Source organism: Cupriavidus sp. IDO (genome assembly GCF_000812465.1).
Classification (GTDB): Bacteria; Pseudomonadota; Gammaproteobacteria; order Burkholderiales; family Burkholderiaceae; genus Cupriavidus.
In genome coordinates, this window is sequence record NZ_JWMA01000066.1 from 1 (window position 1) to 12,632 (window position 12,632).

At 63.7% G+C, this 12,632-nt stretch carries 13 protein-coding genes and 2 pseudogenes; 12 read left to right on the forward strand and 3 right to left on the reverse strand.

Going from position 1 to position 12,632, the window contains the following annotated elements; genetic code table 11:
• Nucleotides 1–281, forward strand: a pseudogene (locus RM96_RS40085) (hypothetical protein); the annotation flags it as partial.
• Between the two features lie 693 nt (nt 282–974).
• Here the strand turns inward: RM96_RS40085 and RM96_RS39420 are convergent.
• Nucleotides 975–1,151, reverse strand: coding sequence for a hypothetical protein (locus RM96_RS39420; RefSeq protein ID WP_193752490.1), 177 nt, complete (start codon nt 1,149–1,151; stop codon nt 975–977).
• Nucleotides 1,152–1,654: 503 nt separating this feature from the next.
• On the opposite strand from RM96_RS39420, the gene RM96_RS20200 reads away from it, so the two are divergent.
• The 11 genes from RM96_RS20200 to RM96_RS20245 all read left to right on the forward strand — a co-directional run bounded on the left by RM96_RS20200 (nt 1,655) and on the right by RM96_RS20245 (nt 11,280).
• Nucleotides 1,655–2,068 (forward strand): hypothetical protein, encoded by a 414-nt coding sequence (locus RM96_RS20200; protein ID WP_238587340.1) that lies wholly within the window; start codon nt 1,655–1,657, stop codon nt 2,066–2,068.
• A 13-nt stretch (nt 2,069–2,081) separates the two neighbouring features.
• Entirely contained in the window at nt 2,082–2,498 is a 417-nt protein-coding gene (locus RM96_RS20205; protein WP_039013184.1) for a glycine zipper family protein, read from the forward strand.
• Between the two features lie 400 nt (nt 2,499–2,898).
• Nucleotides 2,899–3,189: a hypothetical protein gene (locus RM96_RS20210; RefSeq protein WP_039013194.1), complete on the forward strand. Its 291-nt coding sequence runs from the start codon at nt 2,899–2,901 to the stop codon at nt 3,187–3,189.
• Nucleotides 3,190–3,223: 34 nt separating this feature from the next.
• On the forward strand, nt 3,224–3,709 hold the full coding sequence (locus RM96_RS20215) for a hypothetical protein (RefSeq protein WP_338011423.1): 486 nt from the start codon (nt 3,224–3,226) through the stop codon (nt 3,707–3,709).
• Nucleotides 3,710–4,013: 304 nt separating this feature from the next.
• Nucleotides 4,014–5,099 carry an efflux RND transporter periplasmic adaptor subunit gene (locus tag RM96_RS20220; RefSeq protein WP_039013187.1) on the forward strand — a complete coding sequence of 362 codons (1,086 nt, stop codon included), beginning with the start codon at nt 4,014–4,016 and terminating at the stop codon, nt 5,097–5,099.
• Nucleotides 5,099–8,212, forward strand: coding sequence for an efflux RND transporter permease subunit (locus RM96_RS20225; RefSeq protein ID WP_039013188.1), 3,114 nt, complete (start codon nt 5,099–5,101; stop codon nt 8,210–8,212). The genes RM96_RS20220 and RM96_RS20225 overlap by 1 nt, the downstream gene beginning before the upstream one ends.
• Nucleotides 8,209–9,465, forward strand: coding sequence for a TolC family protein (locus RM96_RS20230; RefSeq protein ID WP_039013189.1), 1,257 nt, complete (start codon nt 8,209–8,211; stop codon nt 9,463–9,465). Before RM96_RS20225 ends, RM96_RS20230 begins: the two co-directional genes overlap by 4 nt.
• 30 nt (nt 9,466–9,495) lie before the next feature.
• The gene (locus RM96_RS20235; RefSeq protein ID WP_039013190.1) at nt 9,496–10,029 is read left to right on the forward strand and encodes a cytochrome b; all 534 of its coding nucleotides are present in this window, start codon (nt 9,496–9,498) and stop codon (nt 10,027–10,029) included.
• Between the two features lie 35 nt (nt 10,030–10,064).
• Complete coding sequence (locus RM96_RS40890) at nt 10,065–10,346, forward strand: hypothetical protein (protein ID WP_443112265.1); 282 nt, start codon at nt 10,065–10,067, stop codon at nt 10,344–10,346.
• Nucleotides 10,347–10,348: 2 nt separating this feature from the next.
• Nucleotides 10,349–10,807: an antitoxin Xre/MbcA/ParS toxin-binding domain-containing protein gene (locus RM96_RS20240; RefSeq protein ID WP_039013191.1), complete on the forward strand. Its 459-nt coding sequence runs from the start codon at nt 10,349–10,351 to the stop codon at nt 10,805–10,807.
• Nucleotides 10,804–11,280 (forward strand): RES family NAD+ phosphorylase, encoded by a 477-nt coding sequence (locus RM96_RS20245; RefSeq protein WP_152624164.1) that lies wholly within the window; start codon nt 10,804–10,806, stop codon nt 11,278–11,280. The genes RM96_RS20240 and RM96_RS20245 overlap by 4 nt, the downstream gene beginning before the upstream one ends.
• An 83-nt stretch (nt 11,281–11,363) precedes the next feature.
• Here RM96_RS20245 and RM96_RS20250 read toward each other — a convergent pair whose 3' ends face one another.
• Complete coding sequence (locus RM96_RS20250; RefSeq protein WP_039013193.1) at nt 11,364–12,479, reverse strand: medium chain dehydrogenase/reductase family protein; 1,116 nt, start codon at nt 12,477–12,479, stop codon at nt 11,364–11,366.
• Between the two features lie 67 nt (nt 12,480–12,546).
• Nucleotides 12,547–12,632: pseudogene (locus RM96_RS38755) on the reverse strand (IS5/IS1182 family transposase); the annotation flags it as partial.

Here is a 12,632-nt window from a genome sequence, read left to right on the forward strand (position 1 = left end):
CACGGCGCCGCAAAGTTAACATTGCGGCTCACGGTTTACAACTGCTTCTGCGGCTAACAATGAAAAATGCCGTTCAGCGCTTAACTGAACGGCATTACGACAGTGGCTGGCTGTTCCCGGGTCTCAACCCGATCGAGCCGCTAAGCCCCCGGCAACTCAATCGCGCCATCCATGTCGCCGCCCAGGATGCACAGATTGATAAGCGTGTCCATGCATACACTTCGACACAGTTTCGCCACCCACCTGCTCGAACAGAAGGCCGCACCGATACTCATCATTGAGGTCCCCCCGCGCAGTGCCTACATCCGCGGACCGCCACCACAGCGAGTCGTCACATGACACCACATCGCTTTCGTACCCAAGTCAACCGTCGGCTCTTCGAAGACCGGAGCCGCAAGCGCACAGTCGTGCTTGCTGTGTCAGGCCGCCTCCTTGCACGGTCGCGGTGTCCAAATGGTCATAAGTTGCCGCGACCTCGCGCCCTGCCTAAGTCCGCTTCTCGCCACGCTCCCTCCGACATCCCCCGGCTCTGCTGATCGCACAAACGCTTCAATCGTCATAGCCAAGCACGCCGCACCGCTGCACCCCGCGGTATCCTCCCTCGAGGATTGTTCGACGCCTGCCCACAGGCGCTACGGCCTCTCATAGTCCTGCAGACGAGGGCAGACATCAAACAATCCTTAGCAGAAAGAGCCGACCGAGGAGCGACCGGCGGAGGCTGCTTGGCGGCCAGAAGCGGCCGTTCGACATCGAGGGGTAGATCGTCGTCGATTCAAGACACTAGCAGCACGGCTGCCCGTCAATGCCGATCGAGTGTCCTGCCATGCGCGGAGGCAGCGGATACGCTTCAGCGGACATCAAGTCGGCAGGGTAGCGCTGGAGGAACGACCGCGTTTCATCCGCCCTTGCGCCGGACAGCCAATTCACGTCAAGGCACCTTCTAAAGCCCGGCGCCTTACAACGGTTGCAGCTGCCTACTTGCCGCCGATGCCGACCTTGCCGCGCCCGACCTTTCGATGCGGCACACAGGGGCGCAGCCTCTTCCTGGAGCCAGCCGTCAACGTGACGTGCTCCGCAGGGTAGCGGGTCGTCCTGTGCAGCGCGGCCTGATAGGCGGAATGGCCCGGATCGATGCGCTTGATAGCTGACATGACTGACACCTCCTCAGAGAATTCTAGTCCGAAACGGCACGGCGTTTATGCCGCCCCGTCGCTAGCAGTCCATGGGCGCTGATCTCGCGGTGCTCACCAGTGAGGGCCCATGACCGCAACATGCCAGACAGGCGCGGCAAACGTCCTCATCAAGTCAATCGGGGACGCGATCAACGCGTGGCGCAACCGGCAGCCGACCCCGTCAACGGGCGACCGCGTAGCCGCTAAACGAGGGGCAATCTGACCTGTCAGCCGTTTACAAGATAACGGCGCGGCGCCCCCTCAGCCCAGGCGCGGCCGGGTGTCGTGCCGGCAGTAGCAGTCACGCCACATTTTCGGGGGCTTCATGGCCGGCGCCGGATGCGTCAATTTCGTATTCAATACAAGCGGAGATGCGTGCACGGGGATCAAACAAACCAAACGAAGCAGGGGGCTGGCGCGGGTCCGAGTGACCCGGCCGTCGGGCAGCAAAGCAGGGGACACATCATGAACGGGCGCAGGCTTTGCAAGATCGCCCTGGCATTAGTGGTAGGGGGGCGATGGCCGCCGGCGGTCCGACGCTGGCCGGCGGTCGCGGCGGCGGTCGTGGTGGCGGCGGTGGCATGCACGGCGGCGGCTTTCACGGTCACAATGGCTTCCACCATGGCGGTTTTCACCATGGGCACGGGCCCGCGGCCTTCGTGATAGGCGGCGGTTGGCCGGGCTGGTGGGGATATCCGTACGACGGCTGGCCATACCCCACTGCCTACCCCGGTTACTACGCGCCCGCGACGCAATACGTCGAGCAAGGCGATGGGTCGGACGGTGCGTCGGCAAACGCGTGGTGGTACCGCTGCGATCAGCCCAGTGGCTATTACCCGTACATCAAGGACTGTCCGGGCGGCTGGCAAACGGTGCCGGGCCAGCCGTCGCCGTAATGCCGAGGCATTGATGAAGCCGCGTTCCGCTCCCCTCCTGATGGCGGCCGCGCTCGTTGTGGGCGCATGTACGGCAATGCCGTCAGGCCCAACCGTGATGGTGCTCCCGGGCAGTAACAAGACCTTCGACCAGTTTCTCGGCGACGACCACAACTGCCGCCAGTTCGCGTTGGACCGGGTCGGCGGCGTGAGCTCCCATCAAGCCTCCAACACGGCGGCGGTGAGCAGTTCGGCGGTTGGTGCCAGTAATTCAAGCGACTCAGGATACAGTGCGCAGCACCAATACGACGCTGCCTACATCCAGTGCATATACGCTAGCGGACACCGGGTCCCGGTCTACGGCCAGATGCTTGCGGCGCCGCCCGCGACGCCACCTGCCAACTACAAGCCCTACTTCCCGCCGCCGGCACCGCAGGGGTACACCCCCTGAGCGTTCTGGCGAATCTTCAAAGCAATCGACGCAAGGGACCGTTGCAAGACCGGCGCAACGGCGACTGCTGCCGGTTGGGTCAGGTTGCACGCTTTGGCCGAACTTCAGTCGTTCGCAGAGCGGTGTGCGAATGACTGCTGAGGGTTGCAGATTCAACCGGTCGTTCCTTGATCGCGGCCGTCGTCTGCCAGTGAACAAGCCTTAACAATGAACAGGCCTTAAGAATTGCGGACGTTGGCTGAAGGCGCCAGGGTTTACTACGACGGTACAGTTACTATCCTTGGTAGGGGTTGCGGAAGTCAGGTGCCCGGCTTTCTCAATGACTCCCACACTCTACACGCTGCACACGCATTGTTCGTGCGGCGTGCTCGTCTCGCTGGTCAAACAGGAGGATGCAATCATGCAAACTGTTATAAGGAGATTTTCCGGAAAGGGTGCAAAGGAGTTGTTCGATCTGCTGGAGACGCGCACAGCTGAGGTCGAAGAACTGATGCGTTCGGTTAAAGGCTTTGTCGGCTACACCCTCGCACGCAGCGGCGATGGCGGATTCTCGGTGACCGTTTGCCAGGACAAGACAGGCACTGACGAAAGCGTACAGAAGGCGAAGGATTGGATCGCGAAAAACGCCGGAAGCACAGGCGTGGGCGCGCCAGAGATATCGGAGGGATCGGTCCTCATTCACCTGAAGTAACTTTGCCTTGCGATTGGCAGCGTCGGATTACGGATTGCTTTACAATGCGCAAATGCCACGTGCAACCGCAAGCATCTCGCTTCGGGCCATCATGTTGCTAGTCATCGTGTTGACGCAACTGCTGAGCCCGCTCCTGCACGGCCATCTCGGAACGCCGAAACAAACTGGCCTGCACGTGCACACCGCGCTCTCTGGCACGGTTGATTCTCATTTTCAATCCCTCGACTCTTCCCGGCACCAAGCCTCCTCTCTGGAGGTGGATGCCGCTGACCATGACTTGGCGTTGACGAGCAAAGAACCCTTCGAGGTTGACGTCGAACTCGCGATTGGCCCGCTTGAGCTCGCTGCATTTCTGTTGGCGGCGGGCCCGGCGGTATCGGCGCTCACGTTCATCCTGCTGGCAGCGCTTGCCTGTTCCACTCGATCACGTCCTGCTTTTCGGCCAGCGCCCATTCGCGCGCGCTGGCGCGATCGCATCAACCGACCTCCCCCCGCCCAGGCGCCTCCGCTGTTTTCCTGATCCGTACCCGGCTGATGGCTGGCGTGCGCGCCGCAGCGCCCCGCAACTTGTTGACCTGCAACAAGCCCCTTATGTGTGCAATGGCGATCATTAATCGGTCAGGAGCGCCGGCTCCTGACCCATTGCGCTCGCCCGACGCAACGAGGCGGTAGCCGTTTCGCTATCCGTTGGTTATCCACAGTTCAGAGTTCGTCATTCGCGTCGCATGGCAGCGAGGCGGCGGTGGATCTTCGTGCCGCTTGTCTGTGCGACGGAGTCAGGAGGCGACGCCGCCAGCGTGGCCTTCGTGGATTGGAGTCCAAGCATGTTTCTCAAACGAATCGTGGTGGTCGGTGCGTGGCTCGCACTGACTGTGTTTCCTTTTGCGCGGGCTGCTGCCCAAGCAACGGCTCGGGCACTGCCGCTGTCGGCCGAACAGGCACGCTCACTGGGCGTGCGGTTCAGCCCAGTCGCAGCTTCCGAAAGTCTGGAGGTCGGTACGCACGCGCGTGTCGTCTTCAAGCCGGATGCGCAGTCTGTGGTGGCCGCCCCGTATGCGGGCATGGTGCCTCGCGTGCTGGTTTCGATGGGGCAGACCGTCCGCCCGGGCCAGCCGCTGGCGAGCTTCCTCAGCCCACAACTCTTCGAAGCGAGCCGCGCGCTCACCGAAGCCGACTCGCAGGCGCGCCTGGTGCAGCAATCGCTGACGCGCGACAAGGCGCTCTACGACGACGGCATCATCGCCGCGAGCCGCTGGCAGGCCACGCAGGCACGGGCTGCCGAAGCCAACGCCATGGCCAAAGCGCGCCGGGCGGAGCTCGCATCCGCAGGGATCGCGTTCACTGGCTCGGGAGGCCAAGCGCAGTTGGTTGCCAGCCGTGGAGGTGTCGTGTCAGAAGTCAACGCGGTTCCGGGCGCGCGGGTGGAGGCAGCCGCGCCGCTTTTCAGGATCGTTGATCCCGCTGCGCTGGAGCTGGACCTGCTGGTCGGCCGTGATGTGCCCATACCTGCCCCGGGTGACCGGATCGAGATTGCGCAGCGCGGCGCAGGCGGTACGGTCATTGGCGTTGCGCCCTCGGGCGACGGCACGGCGGGAATGCGCGTGCGCGCATCGCTGGAGCGCCGTGGCGACTTGCGTGCCGGTGAAAGTGTCAACGTCACGCTGAAGCTGCGCGGCTCTGCCGGCGTGGGTAGCTCGGGACTGGTCCGGGTTCCGGCGGCCGCATTGTTCTACGTGCACGGCGTTCCGGGTGTGTTCGTCGCGACCGACAAAGGCTTGCGCTTCCAGGAGGTCGCCGTGGCGAGTATGGACGATGCCATCGCAGTCGTGCGCGCCACCCTGCCCGCGGGAGCGCGTGTGGCGGTTGCCGGTGTCGGCGCGCTTAAGGGCTTGCTGGCCGGAGAACAGTGATGCTGCCCCGCCTGATTGAGTTTTCACTGCGCCAACGCGTGCTGGTGCTGATCGCGGCCGGCGTGCTTGCCGCCGCCGGAGCGTGGGCTTACTTGAACCTGCCGATCGACGCGTTTCCCGACATCTCGCCAACGCAAGTCAAGGTGGTGCTCAAGGTGCCGGGCATGACGCCGGAAGAAGTCGAACAACGTGTCTCGACGCCCATCGAGCAGGAACTGCTCGGCCTCCCGCACAAGACGATCGTGCGTTCGGTGTCCAAGTACGGCATCAGCGACGTGACGGTCGATTTTGAAGAAGGGGTGGACGTCTACTGGGCGCGCCAGCAAGTGTCGGAGCGCCTGGCCGGATTGGCGCGCGACCTGCCGTCCACCGCCGTGGGTGGGCTGGCGCCCATCACCACGCCGCTGGGCGAGATGTTCATGTTCACCGTGGAGGGCGACGGCTATTCGCTGGCCGAGCGGCGCCGCGTGCTCGACTGGGTGATCCGGCCGGCGCTGCGCACCGTTCCTGGCGTGGCCGACGTCAACGCGCTGGGCGGCGAAGTGCGCAGCTACGAGGTAACCCCCGACCCGGCACGCCTGCGCGCCCGCGGCGTGACCCTGGAGCAGTTGCGTCAGGCGCTGGACACCAACAACCGCAACGACGGCGCGGGGCGCCTCGATCGCGGCGACGAGCACTGGGTCGTGCGCGTCGAAGGCGGCGTGCGCGGGCTCGACGACCTGCGCGCGATTGTCGTGGTGCCGGCGCAGGGCTTGTCCTCCACTCCCGCAGTGACCGTCGGCGATGTCGCCACCGTGCAGTTGGGTGAGGCAACCCGCAACGGCGCCGTCAGCAAAGATGGCCAGGGTGAGGCGGTTGAAGGATTGGTGCTAGGCCTGCGCGGCAGCGATGCCCGCAAGCTGGTCGACGCGGTACAGGAGCGACTGGACGCGCTTGCGCCGCAACTGCCCAAGGGCATGTCGACCCACGTTTTTTATAACCGCGGCGAGCTGGTGACACGTGCGGCCAACACCGTGGTTCGCGCCCTGGTCGAGGCCAGCGTGCTGGTGGTCGTCACGCTGTACCTGTTCCTGGGCGGCGTGCGGGCGGCGCTGGTGGTGGCTGCCACACTGCCGCTGTCGATGCTGGCGACCTTCCTGCTGATGCGCCACGTGGGCCTGACCGCCAACCTGATGAGCCTGGGCGGTCTGGCCATCGCGCTGGGCATGCTGGTCGACGCAGCGGTCGTGGTGGTGGAGAACATCGAGACCGCCATGGTCCGCGCACAAGACCACAAGACCGACCCGGCGCTGCGCGGTGCGGTCATCCGTCACGCAGTGGCCACGGTGGCCGTGCCGATGCTCGCCGGCGTTTCCATCATCGCCATCGTGTTCCTGCCGCTGCTGTCACTGCAGGGGCTGGAGGGCAAGCTGTTCGGACCGGTGGCGCTGACCATCGTGCTGGCGCTGGCTTCATCCGTGGTGATCGCCTTTACGGTGGTGCCGGCGCTGGCTTCCTTGCTGCTGCTCGCGCATGCGGATGAGCCGCCTTGGCTGATGCGCAAGGTGGCGGGCGGCTTCGCCCGGGCGCAGGGCTGGACCACGGCGCATCGCCGCATCGTGTTCGGCATGGCGGGGGCAGCGTTGGCCGTGGCCGTGGTGCTGTACATGTCGGTCGGCAAGACCTTCATGCCGACCATGGACGAAGGCGATCTGATCGTGCAGTTGCAGAAGGCCCCGTCGGCCTCCCTGGCGGCTTCGCTGGACCTGGACCAGCGCGTGCAGCTGGCGCTGCTCAAGGAGGTGCCGGAGATCCGCTCGATTGTGGCGCGCTCCGGCTCGGACGATCTGGGCCTGGACCCGATGGGCCTGAACGAGACCGATACCTTCCTGGTGCTCAAGCCCAAGGACCAGTGGCGCGGCAGCAAGGAGGACATCGCCATGGCGATTCGGCGCGTGATGGAGCGCTTCCCGGGCGTGATCTACGGCTTCACGCAACCGATCGAGATGCGCGTCTCGGAGATGCTGACTGGCACGCGCGGGGACGTCGCGATCAAGCTCTTCGGCACTGATCTGGCAGCGATCGACACAGCGGCGCAGGCCATTGCCGCCAAGGTCCGCGCGATCCCGGGCGCGGCCGAGGTGATTGCGCCCAGCAACCGTGGCGTGCAGTACCTCAAGTTGTCGCTGGACCGCGCCGCAGTCGGCCAGGCCGGCTTTTCCGGCGACGCTCTGCAGGCGCAATTGCGTGCCCTGATCGAAGGCGACCGGATTGGCGTGGTGCCCGAGGGCATCGTCCGCACGCCGCTCATCCTGCGCGGCGGCGCAAATCTGCGCCAAGCACCGGAGAACCTGACCCACCTGCTCGTGACAGCGCCGGACGGCAAGGCGTGGCCGCTCACGTCTCTGGCTCGCATCGAACGCGTGGACGGCCCGGTACGCATCAACCACGAAGACGGCGCACGGTTTGCGGTCATCCAGGCCAACGTTGAAGGCCGGGATCTGGCCGGCTTCGTGCAGGAAGCGCAAGCGGCGGTCGGCAGCCTCAGCACGCTCCCGAAAGGGTTGCGGATTGTGTGGGGTGGTCAGTTCGAAAACCAGCAGCGGGCGGCGGCGCGCCTGGCACTGGTCGTGCCATTGGCCCTGGGGGCAATCTTCCTGTTGCTGATGCTGACATTCCGCTCGGTGCGGCAGGCGGCGCTAGTGATCGCCAACATTCCGTTCGCGCTCGTTGGCGGCATTGCCGCACTGCGCCTATCCGGAGAGTACCTGTCGGTGCCGGCCTCCGTGGGCTTTATCGCCTTGCTCGGGATTGCGGTGCTCAACGGCGTGGTGCTCGTCTCGCACTTCAACACGCTGCTCGCGTCGGGCCTCGGCATAGCGCAAACCGTGCGCGTCGGTGTGCGTGACCGTCTGCGGCCGGTGCTCATGACGGCTTGCATTACGGCGCTGGGGATGATTCCGCTGCTGCTGGCCAGCGGGCCGGGGTCGGAGATTCAGCGCCCGCTGGCGATTGTCGTGTCGGGCGGGTTGCTCTCTTCGACGGCACTCACGCTGCTCCTGCTGCCCCTGCTGTTTGAACGCTTTGGTATGCCCCGGTCTCGCAGGATCGCAGGGCAGGGAGATTCGCAATGAGGTTGAACATGTTTCGCATCGCGTTGGCGGGGGCTTGCGCGATGCTGGTTTTGAGCGCGGCAGCGCAAGCGCAGAGCACGCCGAGCTATCTACCCGCTGAGAGCACGGTGCGCGAGGCCGTGGCGCAATCGCCCGAGGTCACCACGGCGCAAGCCCGCCGCGATGCCACGCTGGCGCGCGCAGAAGGCATTCGCGCCGGCACCGCGGAAACGGTGGTGCGGGCGATCGGTCAGGGGCGCCAGGTCCGGGATCCGTCCGAGCGTTATGCTGAAGGCCAGATCGCCGTGGAGCGGCCGTTGCGGCTCTGGGGCAAAGCCCGGGCCGACGGGCAACTCGCCGATGCGGCTGCAGAGACAGGCCAGCTTGCCGTGAAGGATGCTCGCCACGAGGCGTCGCGGCAGATCCTGGCGCTCTGGTTTGCCGCTGTGCGAGCAGGACAAGCGCGTCAGGCCGCTCAGGACAATACACGGGCCGCGGCCGACTTGGCCGCGCTCACGGCCCGCCGGGTCCAATTGGGGGACGCCGCGCACCTGGATGGCGAACTGGCGGCAGCCGACCACGCACGCATGCAGGCCGCGCTGGCGATGGCCACCGCAGCCGAGCAGGCGGCGCTGGCGGAACTGCAAGCTCGCTTTCCCGGGTTGAGCCGCCCCGCGTTGGCTGGCGACACTGCGCTGCCTCCATCGCAGCAGGACCGGCCGGAACAGCTGCGTATCCAGTACATCCAGGACAGTCATGAGTACCGGCTTGCCATGGCGGAGGAGGTGCAGACGCTGCAGGTGGCCAAGCGAGCGGACCTGGAGCGCCGGCCCGATCCCACCGTCGGCATGTTTGCAACGGTGGAGCGCGGTGGTGCGGAACGCATCATTGGGGTGAGTGTGACCATGCCGCTTGGCTCGGCGCATCGCCGTTCGGCCGCTACGGCGGCAGCAGCCGATGCGGAGGCGGCTGCCCGCCGCAGGCTCGGCGCAGAACGCCGCCTGGGCGCGGAATTCGATGTGCTGTACCGCAACCTGCAAGGCAAGCGCGCGACAGCGCTAGCGCAGATCGAAGCCGCTGCGTTGCAGAAAAGCGCCTCCGATCGCGCAACCCGTGCGTATCGCGCGGGCGAGTCAGGCTTGGCCGAGCTGCTTGCAGCGCGGCGCAACCTTGCCGACGCGCGCCTTGCCGAGCGGCTCGCCCGAGTGGACGCCTTGGAGGCGGATAGCCGGCTCCAGCTCGATCTGCATCGGCTGTGGGACTTTGACGATTGATCCTGATCGATTTCTTCAATGGGTAACGCTATGCATTCCGAACCGAAATACTCGCTGGCCATGCGGACCTTGCACTGGCTAGTGTTCCTGGCGGTATTGATCGCAGTGATGACGATCGAGATCCTCGACGTCTTCCCCAAGGGCAGCGCTGCGCGCGCCGCTTTGTTCACCGCGCACCAGACGGCGGGGCTGTCGGTATTGGCATTAATAGTGCTGCGTCTGTTCGCCCGCTGGGGAACGCGGGTGCCTGCGCCAGTCTCCGGTCCCCGGTTACTGGAGCGTGCCGCACGACTCACGCATGGCCTGCTCTATGTGCTGATGATCGGGATGCCGATTCTCGGCGTGTTGGCGCTTGCCTGGGGCGGTAAGCCCATTCAGCCATTTGGACTGACTGGACTGACCTGGACGCTCCCCCTTGCGCAGGATAAGACGTTGGCCGGCGTCGCCAGGCAGGTTCACGAGTCGGGTGCGACCCTTGTGTACATCTTCGTCGGACTGCATGCCACCGCCGCGCTCTGGCATGAGTGCATCCTGAAAGACCGGCTGCTGCGTCGCATGATCTAGCGCCACTCAGAAATCGCCCCGACACGAGACTGCTCATGTTTCCCACACGTCTGCACGCCCTGATGCTCGCGAGCAGACGAGCGCTGGAAGACGGCGCTCAGGCGCGAGCGCAGCGGGAAATGACGGCACTGCTGAGTCACGCACCGAAACGCGCCAATCGCTTCGAGGGCGGTCAATGGCATCCGGTTGGCCTGGCAGAGATTCAGCCGGGCGATCGGCTGCTGGTACGAGCGCAAACAGCCCTTCTGGGGGCGTCTGGCACAGCAAATCTTTGGCAAAATGCCTATAATAGAATGGCATTCTGCCATGGAGCCTGAGTATGCAGACCATTACTTTCCAACCGACAGGGGTAACCCAGGTACCACGCGGTCGCTATCTGGATCTATTGAGTGATGCTTTAGGAACAAAAATCCATTCTGATGCCGACCTGGTGTCTCTCGCTGTCGAACGTCTGCCGACGGAGATCATGGAGAGCCTTCACAGTGCAGGTCTTGCCTGGGACGAGATCAGCTTCATCATTCCGCGCCGCACGCTGACTCACCGTCGCGAAAGAGCCGAGTCCCTCACGGTCGACGAATCGGATAAAGCGATCCGACTTGCCCGGATCCTTGCCCATGCGATCAGCACGTTTGGCGAAGCCGATCGCGCGTTGCGGTGGCTGCGCTCGAGCCAACAACGATTTGGCGCCAAGTCGCCGCTGGAATTGACCGGCACCGAACAAGGTGCACGACTGGTCGAGGAAGCGATTATCCAGATTGACGAAGGATACTTCGCCTGATGCTTCTCTGGCGCATTAGCAATTATGCGGATCTCAAGGGAATCGGGGGGCTGCGTGCTGGCGGACGCTGGCACTTCGCTGGACAGCCTGTCGTGTATTTGGCTGAGCATCCTGCCTTAGCCTTCCTCGAGGTGCTCGTACATCAAGATATCAGGAAGATGGAGGATCTTCCCACCGACTACCAACTCCTCCAGATCGAGGTAGAAGACTCCATCGCTGTCGCGGAAATTTCGGACTTGCCCGAGGACTGGAAAAGCAATAACAGTTGGTCCAGAAGCGCCGGCACAGAATGGCTCGCATCGCGCTCGAGCTTGCTGCTAAAAGTGCCCAGCGTGCTTGTGCCGTATGCATCCAACTACCTCTTCAATCCCGCGCATCCAGATGCGGAAACGGTACGTATCATAGAAGCTCGGCGGGTAGACCACGATCCGCGCATCTTGTCACTGCTCAGCGAGCACAAGCCGCGCACTTGAGAAGGCGTGCGATACTGGCTCGCCCCGCTGAGCATTCCCACAGAAACCAACCTCTCAAGCAAGCAATTGAACATTGGCTGCGCTCATGAACCGTCGGCCTCGGTGGGAACGAGAGTAGCTTTTCTGCAGCCGTCGTTGAGGTTCGCAATCGCGTCAACGCCTTTTGCCACCAAAACGACTTTGCCTGTAACACCCTGCTCTCCCAGCAACTCATGCGCCTGTCTTGCCTCAGTCAGAGAAAACCTTTCTGCGATGAGCGGCTTGATTCTTTTTTGTTGAAGCAAATCGAACAACGCGATCAGATCCTGGCGAAACAATGCTGGCCGCATCCGCTTGAGCCACTGAATGCTATAGGGAACGACGCGTTTCCGGCCCGGGAGAAGGTAGCCGGCGGCAATGAACAAAGCGAAGATGGCGAGTCGTTGGAAGCGATTCCTGCGGCCTGTTCGACCAGACGCCAATCGCCCTCCACGTAGCGCGGCAGAGAGTCCATAAGCCACTACCGTCCCGCCGGGACACAGGGCCTCGCGGGAACGCCAAATATTGGGGCCACCGATGCCATCAAAGACGACGTCCACCCCGGATCCCGTGAGGCGGTGAATTTCTTTCACAAAATCAACCTGTTTGTAATCAACCGGGATCCCGCCCAGGGCAGAAATCACAGGCGTATGTTGCGATGAGCAAGTACCGTACATCTCGAGTGCGGCAAGGCGCCCGAGTTGCATCAATGCCGACCCGACTCCACCTGCCGCGCCATGAATCAACACGCGCTGGCCCGCCTTGACTTTCGCGGACCGGTGTAACATCTGGTAGGCCGTGACATAGTTCAGCACGAGGCTGACAGCCTCGGCGGCGTCCAATCCGAAAGGCACCGGAACAAGTTCACGCTGCGGCAGACAGACGAACTCGGAATACGCGCCGGTAATGGGTAGCGCAGCGACCAACTGACCTGAATCAACTTCGGAAACTCCGTCGCCAAGTCGATCCACCAGTCCAACCAGGTCCCACCCCGGTGTGAAAGGCAGAGGAGGCGTTTCGGGATGAAAGCCTTCGCGCATCATCAGGTCGGGCTGGCACACTCCCGCTGCCAGCACCCTTACCCGCACCTCGCCGTTCTTTGGCTCAGGGCACTCTTCGTCTATCACCTGAAGCGAATCAGGCCCGCCGTAATGAGTGACTATGACGCGCGTGTTTCTCATTTGACGGAGCCGTCTCGGTAGCAGGACTGCGTGGCGGATTGCCGATGTCTATGTTGTCTTAGAAGGCCTAACAAAATGACTTCCTGAGGTGTCGCCAACAGATGATGCAACAGGCGATCTTCAGGAATGCTTCATGGATGGTGGCGAGGCGTT